This is a genomic window from Enterovirga rhinocerotis (genome assembly GCF_004363955.1).
GTDB classification, from domain to species: Bacteria; Pseudomonadota; Alphaproteobacteria; order Rhizobiales; family Beijerinckiaceae; genus Enterovirga; species Enterovirga rhinocerotis.
This window is the reverse complement of record NZ_SNZR01000011.1, coordinates 1,697,067-1,713,717: the sequence shown is the minus strand read 5'-3', so window position 1 is coordinate 1,713,717 and position 16,651 is coordinate 1,697,067. Positions and strand designations below refer to the sequence as shown.

The window sequence follows — 16,651 nt, the reverse complement described above, 5'->3', positions numbered from 1 at the left end:
GGCGGCCGGAGCCGCCCCTTTGCCATCAGGCATCCTGACGATCAGCTCAGGTAGCCCATGAAAAACAGGATCAGGATGATCGGGATTGGAATTCCGACCAGCCACAGAAGGCCACCCTTCATCATCGTCTTGTTCCTCCGTCGCGAATATGCATCACCAACTTCGACAAGCTTGACCGGTTCCATGGTTTTTGGCGGTTGGCGAACGGATCGTGGAACGGTCGGTGTCGATCCGACGGGCAGGCCCGGCCCGAGCGCGCCGGGCGACATCGGACCGGGAAGAGGGTAGGGCGTTGGCCATGACATCCGCCGAGCTTCCCGCCGTTCCGCCCGTGCTGCGCTTCGCGCCGTCCCCGACCGGCCTCATCCACATCGGAAATGCGCGGACGGCGCTGCTGAACGCGCTGTTCGCACGCCGGGGCGGCGGGCGTTTCGTCCTCCGATTCGACGACACCGATCCCGAGCGCTCCCGCCGCGAATTCGCCGATGCGACCGAGGAGGATCTCGCCTGGCTCGGGATCGAGCCCGATCTCGTCGTGCGGCAGTCGGAAAGGCTGCCCCTCTATGCCGAGACGGCCGAGCGTCTGAAGGCGGGCGGGCGCCTCTATCCCTGTTACGAGACGGCGGAAGAGCTGGAGCGCCGTCGGCGCGTCCAACTCGCCCGGGGTCTGCCGCCGATCTACGACCGCGCGGCGCTCGCCCTGACGGATGACGACCGCCGCAAGATCGAAGCGGAGGGCCGGCGGCCGCATTGGCGCTTCAAGCTCGAGGCGCGCGAGATGACGTGGCGCGATCTCGTGCGAGGCGACAGCCGCGTCGATGCCTCCTCGCTCTCCGATCCGGTCCTGATCCGCGAGGATGGCAGCTATCTCTATACGCTGCCGTCCGTAGCGGACGATGCCGCGCTCGGCATCACCCATGTGATCCGCGGCGAGGATCATGTCACCAACACCGCGGTTCAGATCCAGCTCTTCGAGGCGCTCGGCGCGCCGGTCCCGGCTTTCGCGCATCATAATCTCCTGACGGCCGCGAGCGGGGAGGGGCTGTCCAAACGGACGGGCTCGCTGTCCCTGCGCAGCCTCCGCGAGAGCGGGCTCGAGCCCATGGCCGTCGCCTCGCTCGCCGTGCTCGTCGGCTCGGCCGAGGCGGTGCGGCCCGTCGAGACGATGGACGAACTCGCCGGGCTCGCCGATCTCGGTGCCATTTCCCGTGCGCCAGCGAAATTCGACGAGGGCGAACTGGATCGGTTGAATGCCGGCCTCCTGCACGCGATGCCCTTCGCATCCGCCGCGCCTGGTCTTGCCGCTCTCGGCATCGGCGGCGGCGAGGAGTTCTGGCTTGCCGTGCGGGGGAACCTCGCCCGCTTCGCGGATGCCGCGCTGTGGTGGCGTGTGGTCTCGGGCCCCGTCGCGCCCGCCATCGAGGACGCAGCCTTCGCGCGGCAGTCCGCCGATCTCCTGCCGCCGGCCCCTTGGGGGGACGAGACCTGGAAGGCCTGGACCGCCGCGGTGAAGGACGCCACCGGCCGGAAGGGCAAGGCACTCTTCCTGCCTTTGCGCCTCGCCTTGACGGGGCTCGATCACGGGCCGGATCTCGCCTCCCTCCTGCCGCTGATCGGGCCGGACCGCAGCCGTGCCCGGCTCGCCGGCGAGACGGCTTGAGGCAGCTTTCCGCGTGACATGAGCCGCATCCTCGTCCTCGGCGGCTATGGCGGCTTCGGGGCGCGGCTGTCGCGCCGCCTCGCGGCACGCGGTCATACGGTGCTCGTCGCGGGCCGGAGACGTGCGGCGGCCGAGGCCTTCTGCGCGTCCGTGCCGGGGACCGAGCCGGTCGTCGCGGATCGAAACGGCGATCTCGGCCCGATCCTCGCGGAGACGCAGGCCGACCTCGTCATCGACGCCGCCGGCCCGTTCCAGGGCAGCGGCTACGGCGTGCCGCTCGCCTGCCTGTCGGCGCGGATTCCGTATCTCGACCTCGCGGATGGAAAGGATTTTGTCCTCGGCATCGGCGCGCTGGATGCCGAGGCTCGCGAGGCGGGCGTGCCGGTGATTTCGGGCGCTTCCAGCGTGCCGGCCTTGTCTGGCGCTGTCGTGCGAAGGCTCGCCGACGGGATGGAGCGCGTGACGCGCGTCGAGATCGCGATCAGCGCCTCGAACCGCGCGACCGCCGGCACCTCCGTCGCGAGCGCGATCCTGGCTTATGCCGGTCGTCCGGTTCGTGTGTGGCGGGGCGGCCGCTGGGCGCGCGCCTTCGGCTGGCAGGATCTGCGGCGCGAGCGGATCCGGCTCCGGGGCGGGCCCGATCTCGGTCCCCGCTGGGTCGCGCTCGCGGATGTTCCCGACCTCGCTCTGCTGCCCGAACGAGTGCCGGGAGCGCCTGCGACGATGTTCCGGGCAGGTACCGAGATCGCGCTTCAGACGGTCGGGCTATGGCTGGCGAGCTGGCCCGTGCGCTGGGGATGGCTGGCGTCGCTGCGGCCGCTCGCGCCCTGGCTGCTGGCGCTCCAAAAGCTGATGCGGAGGCTTGGAAGCGACCGCTCCGGCATGACGGTTGCCCTCATCGGCTCGACCTCGGGCCGGCCCGTGCTGCGGCGCTGGACGCTTGTCGCGCAGAAGGGCGACGGGCCGGAGATCCCGACCCTCGCGGCGGCCATCCTGGCCGACAGGATCGCCGCCGGCGGCATCCCGCCGGGTGCCCGCGATGCCGGCGAGAGCCTCGATCTTGCGGAATTCGAGGCCGATTTCGCCACGCTCGCCATCCGTCACGGCGTCGAGGAGACGCCCCTGCCACCGCCCGTCTACGCGCGCGTCCTGGGCGAGGCCTTCGCGCGGCTCCCCGCATCCGTCCGGCGGATGCATGAGGTCGTCGGCGATGCCGGCGCGACGGGACGTGCGGAGGTGAAGCGCGGGTCGAACCCGCTCGCGCGGCTCGTCGCTGCGCTGATGCGTTTCCCGGCCGAGGGCGAGCATCAAATCCACGTCCATTTCGAGGAGAACGACGGCGTCGAGACGTGGACCCGCGACTTTTCCGGCCGCCTCTTCCGTAGCCATCTGTCCGAGCGGGACGGGCGTCTGACCGAGCGGTTCGGGCCGTTCCGCTTCGCCTTCGATCTGCCGACCGACGAGAGCGGCCTGCGGATGGTGATGCGGGGGTGGAGCCTCTTCGGGATCCCTCTTCCCCCTGCGCTGGCGCCCCGGAGCGAGGCGAGCGAGGTCGAACGGGACGGCCGCTTCCATTTCGACGTCCCGATCGCGCTGCCGCTGATCGGGCTCGTCGTGCATTATCGGGGCTGGCTCGTTCCGACAGGAGACGCTGAGACGGCAGCCGCGGCGCGAGGCTGATCCGGGCGATCGTCAGCGACGCGCGTGGGGATGGGGTGCCCGGGCGCACAGCGCGACACGGACGGAGCCGATGGCTTCTCGATGGACACGCTACCGTCGTGATTGCGCAGTCCGTTCGTCCAGGTCTCGAACGGACGGCAACGATGACGAGCGGCAGCGCGACCTTCTGGATCACCATGGCCGCGACCAGCGCGGCCTTCGGCACGCTGTACGGCGTGCTGTTCACGGACGGGCCGACGGTTCACGGCGTCGTCTACGGCACGTGCATCGGCGTCCTCGCGATCGCGTATGAGCGCGGGGTCTTCCTCGCCGGCTACAGCCGGCGTCTCCGCCGTCTCCCGACCCTTGCCTATTTCGCGGCAGCGGAGGTCAGCATGCTCCTGGTCGTCGTCGCGGGCATGGCGGCGATCGGTGCGGTGATGTGGGCGATCGGGATCAAGGAGAAGACGTTCCTCGAAGCCATCACGCCGCAACTTCCACCCGTCCTCTTCGCGATGGCGGTCACGGCGATCATCGTATCGGTGCTGCGCGTGCGCGACCTCATCGGCAGCCAGACCTTCGCTCATCTCCTGCTCGGGCGCTATCATCGTCCGGTCAGTGAGGAGCGCGTCTTCCTGTTTCTCGATCTCGTCGGATCGACGGCCTATGCCGAGAAGCACGGGGATCTTGCCGCACAGGAGCTGCTCAAGGCCGTCTTCGCGACGATCGCCGAGCCGGTTCGCCGGTACCGAGGCCAGGTCGACGATTATGTGGGCGATCAGGTCATCATCTCCTGGCCGCTCGTGCGCGGCATCGAAAAGGGACGCTGCGTCGCCTGCGTCTTCGCGATCCGCCGGGCTCTCGGCGAGGATCGCGACCGGTGGATCGCCCGCTTCGGAATGCTGCCTGAGATGCGTGCCGCGCTGCATGGCGGGAGCGTCGTGACGGCCGAGGTCGGCGTCGACCGGCACAAGATCGCCTATTTTGGCGACGTCATGAATGCGACGGCCAGGCTGGAAGGCCTGTGCCGCGAAACGGAGCGGTCGGTCTTGATCTCGGAGGCTGTCCTCGCCCGGATCCCCGTTCTTCCTGACGGGATCGAAGCCGAGGCCCTCGGCCGACACCGTCTGCGGGGACGCAGCGGTGCGATGGAGGTGCATGCGCTTTCGGAGAGGCCGAAGCTGACGGTGATCGGCGATACGCGCCTCGTGCGCGAGGTCGAGGCCGATCGCAAAGTGACCGTCCTCGGCCGCGCCGCTCGGTCGGGCTAGCCCTTCGCCTTCGGCGTCCACGCCTCGACGGGGCCGCCCGCCTTCTTCCAGGCACCGAACCCGCCCTCGATGTGAGCGACCGGTGTCAGTCCCATCTCGTCGGCCGTTCCCGCCGCGAGCGCGGAGCGCATCCCGCCGGCGCAGAAGAACACGAACTTCTTGTCCTCGGTGAAGATCGGCTTGTGGTAGGGGCTCGCGGGGTCGATCCAGAATTCGAGCATGCCGCGGGTGCAGTGGAAGGCGCCGGGCACCTTGCCGTCGCGTTCCAGCTCGCGCGGATCGCGGATATCGACGAGGACGACGTCGTCGCGGCCGACGAGCTTGACGGCCTCTTCGGCGGGGATGGTCTCGATGCGGGCATTGGCGTCGTCGACCATGGCCTTGTAGCCGCGCTTGATCGTCTGGGGCATGTGGCGTTCTCTCCTTCGAGCCGCGATAAGGCGGCCGGCGGCCGCGGAGGTCAACGGGCATCCATGGGTTTGAACGGGTTCTCGCTCATCGATTATGTTGGTCTCGTTTCCTTCGTCGGAGCGTGGGTGACGTATTACGTCGCCGTGGAGCGGACCAAGGTCGGCGCCGTCAGCCTGAACCGGCTGATGAACCGGCATCGCTACCAGTGGAAGCGCGTGCTCGCCGGACGGGACAACCGCATCATCGATGCGAACATCAACGCGTCGCTGCAGAACGGCACGGCCTTCTTCGCCTCGACTTCCCTCATCGCGATCGGCGGCTCGCTCACGCTGCTGCGCTTTTCGGACGAGGTGATCACGCTGTTCGGGCACCTGCCGCTCGGCGTGCCGACGTCGCGCGGCGCCTGGGAGATGAAGGTGATCGGGCTGACGGTGATCTTCGTCTACGCCTTCTTCAAGTTCGCCTGGTCCTATCGCCTGTTCAACTATGCCGCGATCCTGATCGGGGCCGTTCCTGAGAAGGGCGCAGACTCGGACGAGACCATCGAACTCGCCGCGTGGCGTGCGGCGTCCATGAACACCGTCGCCGGCCGGCATTTCAACCGAGGGCAGAGAGCCTTTTTCTTCGCGCTCGCGTATCTCGGCTGGTTCGTGAGCGCGTATGTGCTGATCGCTTCGACCGCGTTCGTGCTCTACGTGATGTGGCATCGCCAGTTCGCCTCGGACGCGCTCGGTGCGCTCCAGCGCGGCCCCTGGCCGGAGAAACCGTGATGACGGACAGGACGCGGCGGATGCCGAGCGAGGACGATCTCGAACGCACGATCCTCGACCTCGTGGCCGAGCGCGGCGCGGGCAAGACGATCTGCCCCTCCGAGGCGGCCCGGGCGCTCGCCGGCAAGGAGCCCGACGCCTGGGGCCGCGTCATGCCGCTGGTCCGCCGCACGGCGGTCAGACTGACGAAGGAGGGACGCGTCGCCATCCGCCGAAAGGGGAAGGTGGTCGATCCCGACGATTTCCGGGGCGTGTATCGGATCGGGCCGGCGGAGGCAGGGGAGTAGTTTTGGGCCGCCTTACTCTGCGCTCACCCCGATGAGGTCGGGGCTGGGAGAGCGGCGGGGGCAGGTCAGGGAGCGGGGAACAGCGCGCTGCTGCGGCCGAGGAGCCGGTAGTAGAGAAGCCCGAGATATTCCCGCACCGCGATGTCGACGCGGTCGAGGCCCGAGGACACCGACGGCTCGGGCCGCCACCAGCGGTCGCCGTCCCCCGTCCGGTAATCCACCGGATACGGCACGACATCGATCCCCGCCGCGCGGAACGTCCCGATCGAGCGCGGCATGTGCCAGGCCGAGGTGACGAGGAGCCAGCGTTTGTCGGCGTCGGGGGCGAGGAGGGAGCGCGTATCGCGGGCGTTCTCGTAGGTGGTTCGGGATTGCTGCTCGTAGGCGACGCGGCCAGCCTCCAGCCCGAGCGTCGCGCCGAACTTCGACAGGGCGACGGCCTCCGGCGCATCGGCGCCGAGGAGAGCGCCGCTGCCGCCCGTGAAGACCAGGCGCAGGTCCGGCCGCCGCCGTGCGAGGTCGCTCAGCGCGACGACGCGTTCCCCGGCATCGCCGAGCGTCAGTTGCCCCCTCGCGAGCGAGATGTTCGGGAGCACTCCGCCGCCGAGGATGATGGCGCCCGCGAGCGGCGTGCCGTCGTCGGCATAGGCCGGGAACCGCTCCTCGAGGGGCATCAGCAGCCATGTGCCGACGGGAGCGATCCCTAGGATCGCCAGGAGGACGAGCATCCCCGCGGCGACCCGGCGGCCCCAGCGCGAGAGCCGCCCGCGCGGCAGGAAGGCCGCGAGGGCGCCGATGAGGCCGAGGATCACGAAGAGGTTCGACGGTGTCGCGAGGAACCAGCCGACCTTGGAGAGGGCGAACACCGACCCGTCCGGCGATCAGGCCTTCCGGCGATCGGCCTCGTAGCGGGCCTTCGCCTCGTCGTTCGGCGGGTAGAGGCCCGGCAGGGGCACGCCGCGCTCGACCTCCTTCATGATCCACATCTCGAGGAGCTCCTGCTCGGGGCCGAGCTTGGCGACCTCCTCGACGAGCTTCTGCGGGATCACGACGGCGCCGTCGCCGTCCATCACGATGACGTCGTCGCGAAAGACCGCGATGCCGCCGCAGCCGATCGGCTCGCCCCAGCCGACGAAGGTCAGGCTCGAGACGGAGGCAGGCGCCGCGACGCCCGCGCACCAGATCGGCAGCCCCGTCGCATCGCAGCCCGCGCCGTCGCGCATGACGCCGTCCGTGACGAGCGCGGCCACGCCCTTCTTCTTCATCCGCGCGCAGAGGATGTCGCCGAAGATGCCGGCATCGGAGACGCCCATCGCATCGGCGATCGCGACCGCGCCCTCCGGCATGGCCTCGATCGCCGCGCGGGTGGATTTCGGCGAGGACCAGGATTCGGGCGTCGCGAGGTCTTCGCGCGCCGGCACGAAGCGAAGCGGGAAGGCCTGGCCCACGATCCGTTCGGAGGCATGGAAGGTCGGCTTCGGCCCGCGCATCCAGGTGCGGCGGACGCCCTTCTTCAGGAGGATCGTGGTGATCGTGCCGGTCGATGTCGCACGGAGAGCATCGGCGATGGCCTTGTCGAGCATGGTGGTTCTCCGGGGAGCGCAGAAGAGGTCTGTTCGCCTGCTCTTCGCGTGAGCGAGAGGCGCGCGCAAGCGGAATACGCGCCGTCCCGCCGCGGGGTTCGCGGATGCGTCGGAATCAATCCCAGGCGGGGGCGAAGTCCGGCTTGACCATGCGGCCGTTCGGCCGGGCGAGCGCGGAGAGCGTCTTCATCTCGTCCTCGCCGAGCGCGAAGTCGAACACGTCGAGATTGGCGAGGATGTTGCGCGGCGTGCCCGATTTCGGGATCGCGACGACGCCCGGCTGTTGGACCTGCCAGCGCAGGATGATCTGGCCCGGCGTCTTGCCGTGGGCCTCGGCGATCCGGATGACGGCCGGATCGTTCACGAGTTCGCCGCGGCCGAGCGGGCAATACGAGGTGAGAGCGAGACCGCCCTCCCGGCAGGCGGCGAGGACGGCCGACTGGTCGAGCCAGGGATGATACTCGACCTGGTTGGCGACGAGCGGCTCGGTCGCGAGGTCGAGAGCCTCCCGGATCAGGGCGGTCGGGAAGTTCGAGATGCCGATATGGCGCGCGAGACCCTTCGTCTTCGCCCTGCACAGGGCCTCGATGGAGCCGGCGAGCGAGATCGCCGGGTTCGGCCAGTGGATCAGCAGGAGGTCGACGGCATCAAGGCCGAGCCGCCCGAGACTGGCCTCGGCGGAGCGTTCGAGGTCGCCCGGGGCGATGTCCTCCCACCAGACCTTGGTCGTGACGAAGATCTCGTCGCGCGGCACGCCGGAGGCCCGCAATCCCTCGCCGACCGCCGCCTCGTTCCCATACATCTTGGCCGTGTCGACATGCCGGTAGCCGGCCTCGATCGCGGTGCTGACAGCCTGTGCGCAGGCCTCGCCCTCCAGCTTGAAGGTGCCGAGCCCGATGGCCGGGATCGTGGCGCCGTTGGCTTGGACGAGATGGGCTTTCGGCATCGTGGGCTCCGGAACAAGAGCCGGCATGAGAGGCCCGGCCTCGAGCAAGGTCAACTGGAAACCCCTTTGCCGGGCACGGCGGTGGCATTCGCGCGCCGCGGCCGGCGCTCATCCTCCAGGGCAGGGTCGGAGCGCAGGCTCCCCTGCGAACGCTCGAAGGCCTGTGCGATAGTCCCTGCCGACAGGAGGAAACCAGAGCATGCCCGCACCCCAGCTTCACGGCGTGATGCCGTATCTCGTCTCGCCGATCGGCCCGGACGGACGGGTGATGCGGGACGTCCTGGCGCGGCTCGTGGAGCATCTGATCGGCGAGGGCGTGCACGGGCTGACGCCGCTCGGCTCGACGGGCGAATTCGCCTATCTCGACCGGTCGCAGAAGGCGGAGATCATCGCGACGGTGGTCGAGGCGGCGCGCGGGCGGGTTCCGGTGATCGCAGGAATCGCGGCGACGACGACGCGGGAGGCGGCCTCGATGGCGCGGGAAGCGCAGGAACTCGGGGCGGACGGCATCCTCGCTATCCTCGAGGCCTATTTCCCCGTCTCGGACGACGGTGTCGCGGCGTATTTCGAGGCCATCGGCGCGGCGACGCCGTTGCCGGTCTGTCTCTACACCAACCCGAATTTCCAGCGCTCGGACATCTCGATCCCGGTGCTGAAGCGCCTCGCCGCCTCCTCGCCGACGATCGGCTACATCAAGGATGCATCGACCAATACCGGCCGCCTCCTCTCGATCATGAACGCGACCGAGGGGCGGATGAAGGTTTTCGCCGCCTCGGCCCATATCCCGGCCTGCGTGATGCTGATCGGCGGCGTCGGCTGGATGGCCGGCCCCGCCTGCATCGTCGCGCGCCAAAGCGTCGAGCTCTACGATCTGTGCCGCCGGGGCGACTGGGGTGCCGCTATGGAGAAGCAGCGCCCGCTCTGGGCGATCAATCAGGTCTTCGCGAAATACGGCCTCGCCGCCTGCATCAAGGGCGCGCTCGAACTCCAGGGCTTCCCGGTCGGCGCGCCGCTCGCCCCGCAGGAGCCGCTCGACGAGGCCGGGCGCCGCGAGGTGCGCGCCGCGCTCGAGAAGGTCGGCGCCCTCTGACGCCCCGGCGCTCAGGTGAGCGGCAGGGCCATGACGGTCTTCGCTCCGGGCCTCGCCCGAACCCGCTCGCAATAGGCGCGGGCATGGGGCAGGTCGGGCCGCTCGATCGGGAGGAGGTACCAGCGGTTCAGGTGCAGGCCGATCGGGATGTCGGCCATGGTGAAGGTGTCCCCGGCCATGTAGGGGCGCGTCGCGAGATGAGCGTCGAGGATACGCGCCTTCGATTCGCTGGCTTCCGTCGACTTCGCGGTGGCGGCTGCGTCGCGCTCCTCGGGCTTCAGACGGACGAGGTTCCAGAACACGTCCCGCATCGCGGCCGTCGCGTTCGTCGTCTGCCAATCCATCCAGCGCTCGGCATCGGCACGGACGCGCAGATCCTCCGGATACAGCGTACCCGCCGCGTGTTTCGCGCACAGATAGCGGACGATGACGTTCGATTCCCACAGCGTGAAGCCGTCCTCTTCGAGCGTCGGCACCAGCGGGTTCGGGTTCATCGCGGCGTAATCGGCGGGATAGCCGAAGGCGCCGCCGGCATCCTTGCGCTCATGGGCGAGGCCGAGCTCGTCCAGACACCACATCACCTTCTGGACATTGATGGAGCTGTCTCGCCCCCAGAGCGTGATCATGCGCTTCCTGCCTTTTGTTAGGAGGCGAGGAGCGCCTCCAGCGCAAGGTCATAGGAGAGGGGGCCGAACCCGGCAATCACGCCGCGGACGACAGGCGCGATCAAAGATTTGTGCCGGAAAGGTTCCCGGGCGTGGACGTTGGAGAGGTGCACCTCGATCACCGCCGCGCCCGACCCCGAGATCGCATCCCGCAGGGCGACCGAGGTGTGGGTATACGCTGCCGCGTTCAGAATGATGCCCGCGCCCTCCCGGCCGGCTTCCTGGATCCAGCCGACGAGTTCGCCTTCGTGGTTCGACTGACGGAAGTCCAGTTCGGCCCGAAGTCCGAGCCGCTCGCGAAGGCGAGTCTCGATATCGGCGAGGGTCGTCGTCCCGTAGATGCCCGGCTCGCGTGTGCCGAGAAGGTTCAGGTTAGGCCCGTTGAGGACGACGATCTTGCGCAAGGTGCGCTCACCACCACGGGGTGAACGCGAAGGAATAGGACACGCGAGCGCCGAAGGTGAACTGATCCTTCGAGCCGATCTTGGTCACGATCGGGCTTTTCGCGACGTCGCCGACGAGGTGCTTGTAGCTGACATAGCCGGTCGTCGACCAGGAATCGTCCCACTTGTAGGTCACCGCACCCATGGCGCCGACCGCGTTCACGCCGCCGCCCGGGCTGTAGGGGGTCACGAAGCCGTTCAGCGCAGCCTCGTCGGGGCGGATCCCGTACCAGCGGTCGGCGTAGCGCTTGTCGCCGAAATAGAGGCGCGGTCCGACCGAGAAGGCGAACTGTCCGACGGGCTGCACGTAATCGACGCCGACATGACCAACGAGGCCCGAATCGCTACGGAAGCCGTGCCGCAATTCCGCCCGCGCCCGGATGAACGAGATCGGCCAGTATTCGATGAACACGCCCGATTCGACGTCGTAATTCTTCTTGCGCAGGCCGTAGAGAAGCTTGTCGTCGGTATAATAGCGGCCGGACTGGAAGCGGAAGACAGGCCCGATGCGGAAGGTCGGGTTGTCGATGATCGAGATGGAGATGCCGTCGTCCGGAGCCGAGAAGCGGACCGGCTCGCCCACCTTCCGGTAGCTGAGCGACGGAAAGAAACTGACGGAGGAGCGGTCCGAGCCCGGAAAGCTCGGCTGGACGACGCCGTTGGCGTTGAGCGTGACGATATAGTCGCTGCTCTTGGCGTCCGAAACGGGAGCGAACCTCGACGTGAAGTCCTGCTGGGCCAGCGCCGAAGTCGCGCCGAGCGCCGTCAATCCCAGCGCCAATCCGATCTTGCGCGTCGTCACCCGCTTCTCCTTACGCAACGTCGCGTCGACATCGCGCCAATCTGATGAGGAAACAGTTAGCGTGATCGAGCGCGCCGTCACAGCGCCGACGGGGCCTCCACATGCATTCGGCGCGGAGTTGTGCTCTCCGGACATCAGGTCTTCGCCGAACGGACGGTGTCGACGCCGAGGGCGGCGCCCGATCTGTCCGGTGTCAGACGATGATCCGCGGGCCGGGAAGACCCTCGCGCGCGATCAGCAATAGCTTTCGAGCGTGCCCCGCCGCCGCGTGTCGAGGGTCGCGCAGTGGAAGGCGCCGCCGAACGGGCCATAGGCGAGGAACGGGCACGGAATCGGATCGAAGCCCCAATCCTTCAGAGCCTTGATCAGGGTCGGCTGCGAGGCGTCGACGACCACCTTCGTCGGCGAGATCGACAGCACGTTGATCGAGGTCCAGGGCGAGCACATCGAAATCTTCGCCATGATGCCCTCCTGCGGATCGGGCCGCGGGGCGACCAGCACGTCCCAATGCTTCAGGGCGGCCGGGAGGTTCTCGACGTCGCAATAGTCGGGATTCACGAGCACCTTGCCGGGTGCGAGCGGCATGAAGGTCGAATCGATGTGCATCGGCTGCTTGCACAGGCTCGGGATCTCATGGATCCGGAACCCTTCACCCAGATGCCGCCTCAGCCACTCGACGCCGAAGCGGTTCGTGACGTTCGAGATCGTCACGAAGAGATCGCGCCCGCAGCGCACGAAATCGGCCGCGTCGAAGACCGGCTCCCATTCGTTGATCGTGTAGCGCATCGGCTCGCCCGCCTTGGGGATCTCGGCAGGGATGCGGTAGTCGTGGTGATAGAGGTCGTCGAGGAGCTGCGGCCGCGGCGCCGAGGTCCAACGCGCGCCGGCGAGGAAGTATTCCTTGAACAGCGAGCGATAGGCGTCGCCCTCGAAATAGCGCGTGCGCCAGCACATCGGACTTTCGATGATCTCGTCGCCGACGACGAGATAGCCGTCGCGCGGGCAGGCCGTGCAGAAGCCGCGCGAGGACCAGGCCGGTGTTCTGAACTTGCGCTTGAAATCGACGATGTCCGGACGGCGCACCTTGACGCCTTCGCCTTCGAGGATGGCGATGAAGCCGTCGAGCTCCTTCTGCGCCAGCTTCTTCATCCAGCCCGGATAGCGATAGCCGCCGACGAACCGATAGAGCTTCGCGGCGAGGGGAGGGAGGTTGAAGGTGACGGTGACGTGGTCCGAGGGGATCGTCGCCCCCTCGAGTCGGCCGACGATGACCTCCTCCAGCGGATCCCACTCGTTCCAGGAATTGACGACGGGCACGGACGATCGTCCGGCCTGTGGCTCGTCCGGCTCCGATCGGGTGGCGGTGTCCTGAGCGAGGTGGTCCGACTGGATCAGCATGGCCTTCTGGTCTGTCGCGACGGCAGCATCCGTCCCTGTCCCTACCGTCGCAGCGGACTCACCTCAACCGTTCGGCCCTGTGACCGAGTCGCAACGATGCCGCGCGATCAACTTAAGCGCTCGGATTTCGCCTTGTGGTAGCATCTGCGGGCGCTAGCGTGTCCGCGATAAATTCGTGGGGAGACCATGGCGCTCAAGGCAAGCTTGGTCCGCGGGACGCTGTCGGTTTCGGGTTCTGCGGCGTCGACGTCTCGCTACGACCGTGTCGATATCAACGTCTATAGCTCGACGCTGAGCGTCGTCGATAACGGTCTCGCCGGGCTCATCGTGCCTGTTGGGAGCGATGGGTCGGTTGTGACGACGATCGACGCCAGAGGGCTAACGGGGGCTGGAGCCTATATTTATAGCGACCTCTACGTCGGTGCCCGAATCTACGGATCGTCGCAGGACGACGCGATCTATGCGAACGCGTTTTCGTCTCGGGCTGTCAGGATGATCGTCGACGCCGGAGCGGGCTCGGATCGCGTCGAGACCGGTGCGGGCAACGATCACTTGCTCGGCCGGGCCGGCAACGACACCCTCATCGCCGGCGCCGGCGACGACTACCTGCAGGGCGGGCAGGGCAACGACATCCTCAATGGCGGCACGGGGTTCGACACGGCGCGCTACTCCGGCAAGCGGTCGGATTACGATCTGTCGGTCGTGAACGGGGAGTTCGTGCTGACGGACCTGCGCAATCGCAGCCCGGAAGGGACCGACCGGCTCGCCAATATCGAGCAGCTCTGGTTCTCCGACGGGCTGTTCAAGATGCCGGAGGCGCCGACGAACATCTCGGCTGCTCTGGTCCAGGGGACGTTGTCGATTTCGGGTTCTGCGGCGTCGACGTCTCGCTACGACACTGTCGATATCAACGTCTATAGCTCGACGCTGAGCGTGGTCGACAACGGTCTCGCCGGGCTCATCGTGCCTGTCGGGAGCGATGGGTCGGTTGTGACGACGATCGACGCCAGAGGGCTGACCGGGGCAGGCGTCTATATTTATAGCGACCTCTACGTCGGTGCCCGAATCTACGGATCGTCGCAGGACGACGCGATCTATGCGAACGCGTTTTCGTCTCGGGCTGTCAGGATGATCGTCGATGCCGGAGCGGGCTCGGATCGCGTCGAGACCGGTGCGGGCAACGATCACTTGCTCGGCCGGGCCGGCAACGACACCCTCATCGCCGGCGCCGGGGACGACTACCTGCAGGGCGGGCAGGGCAACGACATCCTCAATGGCGGTACGGGGTTCGACACGGCGCGCTATTCCGGCAAGCGGTCGGATTACGATCTGTCGGTCGTGAACGGGGAGTTCGTGCTGACGGATCTGCGCAATCGCAGCCCGGAGGGAACCGACCGGCTCGCCAATATCGAACAGCTCTGGTTCTCCGATGGGCTGTTCAAGATGCCGGAGGCGCCGACGAACATCTCGGCTGCTCTGGTCCAGGGGACGTTGTCGATTTCGGGTTCTGCGGCTTCGACGTCTCGCTATGACCGTGTCGATATCAACGTCTACGGGTCGACGTTGAGCGTGGTCGACAACGGTCTCGCCGGGCTCATCGTGCCTGTCGGGAGCGATGGGTCGGTTGTGAAGACAATCGACGCCAGAGGGCTAATGGGGGCTGGGGTCTATATTTACAGCGAGTTCAAGGCCAATGCTCGAATCGACGGGTCTGCTCAGGACGATTCGATCTATGCGAACGCTTACTCTGGCGGCGCCAGGATGATCGTCGATGCCGGGTCAGGCTCGGACAGTGTTCAGACCGGTGCGGGCAACGATCATCTGCTGGGTCGGGCGGGCAACGACACGCTCTCGGCCGGCGCCGGGGACGATTACCTGAACGGCGGGCAGGGCAACGACATCCTCAATGGCGGTACGGGGTTCGACACGGCGCGCTACTCCGGCAAGCGGTCGGATTACGATCTGTCGGTCGTGAACGGGGAGTTCGTGCTGACGGATCTGCGCAATCGCAGCCCGGAAGGGACCGACCGGCTCGCCAATATCGAGCAGCTCTGGTTCTCCGACGGGCTGTTCAAGATGCCCGGCGCGCCCGCCGATCTTGCGGCTGCAGACGCAATTCCATTGGTGGAGCCCGCCATGTTCATCCCCAGCACGCTCGCTTGGGCCGGCTGGGACAGCGTCATCTGAACGCGGCCATCAGCGGCTTCAGCCGACCACCAGCAGCTCTGTCAGCTTCGGCGCCGCTTCGGTCTCGAACCGCGCGATCAGGGCGAGGCTGTTGTCGAGGCGCTCGGCAGACAGGCCGGAAAGCGGCACGAGCGCGCGGTACTTCGCATCGATGTCGGCCCAGTCGACTCCGCGCGGGCCGGAGCCGCGCGGCGCCTTGCAGGTGCTGGTGAAGGAACGGCCGTCCGTCGTGCGGATCGTCACCGTGCCGCCGTGGCGGTGGGGGAAGCGGTCGGGGAGGGGGGCAGGGTTCGGATCGAAGACGACCTTCTCCTGCACAGCCGCGATGACGGGATCGGCCATCTTGGCCTCGCCCATATGCTGCCAGGAGAAACGGCCGTCGACGATCGAGGCGGCGACGAAATAATAGAGCGAATGGGCCGCATCGACGAGGTTGCGGGGGTGCGGGGCGCCCTTGAACTTCGTCCATTGCACCGAGGACGAGATGAGGATGCTCTCGATCTCCTCCGGCTTCGCCTGCGCCAGGCGTCCCGCCTCCTCCGCGGCCTCGGCCGTCGCGTGGAACGGATGCGCGCCCGGCATCAGCTTGATCGCCATGTCGGTGACGATGTCCCAGTCCTCGCCGAGACCGCGCGTGATGTCCTCGGCGGCCTGGCCGTTCATGGCGTCGAGGAAGCCGCGCGGCTTGTCGAGCACGTCGGTCTCGCCCTTGAACCCGGCTTCGGCCGCGAGCGCGGCCTGGATGCCGCCGGACGCGGCGAGGCCGGCGTGGTACTCGCGCGCCGTGCTCGTATCGGCCGCGATCGCCATGCCGGCCGCCGACGTGGCCGCAAGCGCAATCGCCTGAGCCATCCGGGCCGCGTCGAGGCGGAGGAGGCATCCGGCGGTGACGGCCGCCCCGAAGATCGTGGAGACCGAGCCGTGGAAGCCGCGCTGCATCCGCCCCGGCGTCAGCGCTTCGTCGATGCGCCCGGCGATCTCGTAGCCGAGCACCATGGCCCGCAGCATCTCGGCGCCGCTTGCGCCTCGCATCTCGCCGACCGCGATCGCGGTCGTCGAGATGATGGTGCCGATATGGGCGATGCTGCGCAGGTCGCTGTCGTCCGAGGCCGCGGCATCGCTCGCGACGGCATTGACCCGGGCCGCTGCCGCCAGGGGCAGGCGCGCGCCGTCGAACCACAGGGCCGCGGCCGGCTGGCCGCCGTCGACGAGCGCGAGCTTCCTAATGATGGCCGCAGACGGAATGCGCTGTCCCATCGCGGCGCTCGCGACCGTGCTCGCGAGGCTGGCCTTCGCACGGTCGAGAGCGAGACCGGGAATGGCCGGAGAATCGGTCACGAAACGCGCGAGTTCCAGAGCCAAGGACATCGATTCTCCGACGCAAACATCCGATTGTCAGCGTGTCATACAAGCCTCGGCGGTCGGTTCCAAGGAGGGGTGCCCTGGAACACCTCGGACAGACTTTGACCGCGCAATCTT

The 16,651-nt window shown here is 67.8% G+C and carries 16 protein-coding genes; 7 read left to right on the top strand and 9 right to left on the bottom strand.

Annotation, left to right across the window (positions count from 1 at the left end; all coding sequences use genetic code 11):
* Positions 1–298 precede the first annotated feature (298 nt).
* The 3 genes from EV668_RS08855 to EV668_RS08845 all read left to right on the top strand — a co-directional run bounded on the left by EV668_RS08855 (position 299) and on the right by EV668_RS08845 (position 4,590).
* Positions 299–1,660: a glutamate--tRNA ligase gene (locus tag EV668_RS08855; RefSeq protein ID WP_133770117.1), complete on the top strand. Its 1,362-nt coding sequence runs from the start codon at positions 299–301 to the stop codon at positions 1,658–1,660.
* Between the two features lie 18 nt (positions 1,661–1,678).
* Positions 1,679–3,340, top strand: a complete 1,662-nt coding sequence (locus EV668_RS08850) for an SDR family oxidoreductase (RefSeq protein ID WP_133769389.1) — start codon at positions 1,679–1,681, stop codon at positions 3,338–3,340.
* A 143-nt stretch (positions 3,341–3,483) separates the two neighbouring features.
* A complete protein-coding gene (locus tag EV668_RS08845) occupies positions 3,484–4,590 on the top strand; it encodes an adenylate/guanylate cyclase domain-containing protein (protein WP_133769388.1) in 1,107 nt (368 codons plus the stop codon).
* Here EV668_RS08845 and EV668_RS08840 read toward each other — a convergent pair.
* Entirely contained in the window at positions 4,587–5,000 is a 414-nt protein-coding gene (locus EV668_RS08840; RefSeq protein WP_133769387.1) for a rhodanese-like domain-containing protein, read from the bottom strand. The genes EV668_RS08845 and EV668_RS08840 overlap by 4 nt on opposite strands.
* 63 nt (positions 5,001–5,063) lie before the next feature.
* Between EV668_RS08840 and EV668_RS08835 the strand changes: the two genes are divergently transcribed.
* Positions 5,064–5,771, top strand: a complete 708-nt coding sequence (locus EV668_RS08835) for a DUF599 domain-containing protein (protein ID WP_166652392.1) — start codon at positions 5,064–5,066, stop codon at positions 5,769–5,771.
* Positions 5,771–6,058, top strand: coding sequence for a DUF3253 domain-containing protein (locus EV668_RS08830; RefSeq protein ID WP_425359597.1), 288 nt, complete (start codon positions 5,771–5,773; stop codon positions 6,056–6,058). The genes EV668_RS08835 and EV668_RS08830 overlap by 1 nt, the downstream gene beginning before the upstream one ends.
* Positions 6,059–6,123: 65 nt before the next feature.
* Here EV668_RS08830 and EV668_RS08825 read toward each other — a convergent pair whose 3' ends face one another.
* From EV668_RS08825 to EV668_RS08815, 3 genes are all read right to left on the bottom strand, one after another.
* A complete protein-coding gene (locus EV668_RS08825) occupies positions 6,124–6,924 on the bottom strand; it encodes a YdcF family protein (protein WP_133769386.1) in 801 nt (266 codons plus the stop codon).
* Between the two features lie 15 nt (positions 6,925–6,939).
* Complete coding sequence (locus tag EV668_RS08820) at positions 6,940–7,641, bottom strand: ribonuclease activity regulator RraA (RefSeq protein WP_133769385.1); 702 nt, start codon at positions 7,639–7,641, stop codon at positions 6,940–6,942.
* A 115-nt stretch (positions 7,642–7,756) separates the two neighbouring features.
* Positions 7,757–8,587: an aldo/keto reductase gene (locus tag EV668_RS08815; protein ID WP_133769384.1), complete on the bottom strand. Its 831-nt coding sequence runs from the start codon at positions 8,585–8,587 to the stop codon at positions 7,757–7,759.
* 199 nt (positions 8,588–8,786) lie between these two features.
* Between EV668_RS08815 and EV668_RS08810 the strand changes: the two genes are divergently transcribed.
* Entirely contained in the window at positions 8,787–9,677 is an 891-nt protein-coding gene (locus EV668_RS08810) for a dihydrodipicolinate synthase family protein (RefSeq protein WP_133769383.1), read from the top strand.
* A gap of 11 nt (positions 9,678–9,688) precedes the next feature.
* On the opposite strand, the gene EV668_RS08805 is transcribed toward EV668_RS08810, so the two are convergent.
* The 4 genes from EV668_RS08805 to EV668_RS08790 all read right to left on the bottom strand — a co-directional run bounded on the left by EV668_RS08805 (position 9,689) and on the right by EV668_RS08790 (position 12,985).
* Positions 9,689–10,303: a glutathione S-transferase family protein gene (locus EV668_RS08805; RefSeq protein ID WP_133769382.1), complete on the bottom strand. Its 615-nt coding sequence runs from the start codon at positions 10,301–10,303 to the stop codon at positions 9,689–9,691.
* Positions 10,304–10,320: 17 nt separating this feature from the next.
* Complete coding sequence (gene aroQ / locus EV668_RS08800) at positions 10,321–10,746, bottom strand: type II 3-dehydroquinate dehydratase (RefSeq protein ID WP_133769381.1); 426 nt, start codon at positions 10,744–10,746, stop codon at positions 10,321–10,323.
* A gap of 7 nt (positions 10,747–10,753) precedes the next feature.
* Positions 10,754–11,587, bottom strand: coding sequence for a MipA/OmpV family protein (locus EV668_RS08795; RefSeq protein ID WP_166652391.1), 834 nt, complete (start codon positions 11,585–11,587; stop codon positions 10,754–10,756).
* A 234-nt stretch (positions 11,588–11,821) separates the two neighbouring features.
* Positions 11,822–12,985 (bottom strand): amidinotransferase, encoded by a 1,164-nt coding sequence (locus EV668_RS08790; protein ID WP_245512953.1) that lies wholly within the window; start codon positions 12,983–12,985, stop codon positions 11,822–11,824.
* Positions 12,986–13,171: 186 nt separating this feature from the next.
* Here EV668_RS08790 and EV668_RS25280 point away from each other — a divergent pair, with 186 nt between their 5' ends.
* A complete protein-coding gene (locus EV668_RS25280; RefSeq protein ID WP_133769379.1) occupies positions 13,172–15,172 on the top strand; it encodes a calcium-binding protein in 2,001 nt (666 codons plus the stop codon).
* 18 nt (positions 15,173–15,190) lie between these two features.
* Here the strand turns inward: EV668_RS25280 and EV668_RS08780 are convergent, their stop codons facing one another.
* The gene (locus EV668_RS08780) at positions 15,191–16,540 is read right to left on the bottom strand and encodes an MmgE/PrpD family protein (RefSeq protein ID WP_133769378.1); all 1,350 of its coding nucleotides are present in this window, start codon (positions 16,538–16,540) and stop codon (positions 15,191–15,193) included.
* Positions 16,541–16,651: the final 111 nt, after the last annotated feature.

What these genes read in the sequence shown, in the direction of transcription:
- EV668_RS25280 (WP_133769379.1), top strand. Translation starts at nt 13,172, where the DNA reads ATGGCGCTCAAGGCAAGCTTGGTCCGCGGGACGCTGTCGGTTTCGGGT.
- EV668_RS08850 (WP_133769389.1), top strand. Translation starts at nt 1,679, where the DNA reads ATGAGCCGCATCCTCGTCCTCGGCGGCTATGGCGGCTTCGGGGCGCGG.
- EV668_RS08835 (WP_166652392.1), top strand. Translation starts at nt 5,064, where the DNA reads ATGGGTTTGAACGGGTTCTCGCTCATCGATTATGTTGGTCTCGTTTCC.
- EV668_RS08830 (WP_425359597.1), top strand. Translation starts at nt 5,771, where the DNA reads ATGACGGACAGGACGCGGCGGATGCCGAGCGAGGACGATCTCGAACGC.
- EV668_RS08790 (WP_245512953.1), bottom strand. Translation starts at nt 12,985, where the DNA reads ATGCTGATCCAGTCGGACCACCTCGCTCAGGACACCGCCACCCGATCG.
- EV668_RS08805 (WP_133769382.1), bottom strand. Translation starts at nt 10,303, where the DNA reads ATGATCACGCTCTGGGGGCGAGACAGCTCCATCAATGTCCAGAAGGTG.
- EV668_RS08780 (WP_133769378.1), bottom strand. Translation starts at nt 16,540, where the DNA reads ATGTCCTTGGCTCTGGAACTCGCGCGTTTCGTGACCGATTCTCCGGCC.
- EV668_RS08815 (WP_133769384.1), bottom strand. Translation starts at nt 8,587, where the DNA reads ATGCCGAAAGCCCATCTCGTCCAAGCCAACGGCGCCACGATCCCGGCC.
- EV668_RS08810 (WP_133769383.1), top strand. Translation starts at nt 8,787, where the DNA reads ATGCCCGCACCCCAGCTTCACGGCGTGATGCCGTATCTCGTCTCGCCG.
- EV668_RS08840 (WP_133769387.1), bottom strand. Translation starts at nt 5,000, where the DNA reads ATGCCCCAGACGATCAAGCGCGGCTACAAGGCCATGGTCGACGACGCC.
- EV668_RS08820 (WP_133769385.1), bottom strand. Translation starts at nt 7,641, where the DNA reads ATGCTCGACAAGGCCATCGCCGATGCTCTCCGTGCGACATCGACCGGC.
- EV668_RS08845 (WP_133769388.1), top strand. Translation starts at nt 3,484, where the DNA reads ATGACGAGCGGCAGCGCGACCTTCTGGATCACCATGGCCGCGACCAGC.
- EV668_RS08855 (WP_133770117.1), top strand. Translation starts at nt 299, where the DNA reads ATGACATCCGCCGAGCTTCCCGCCGTTCCGCCCGTGCTGCGCTTCGCG.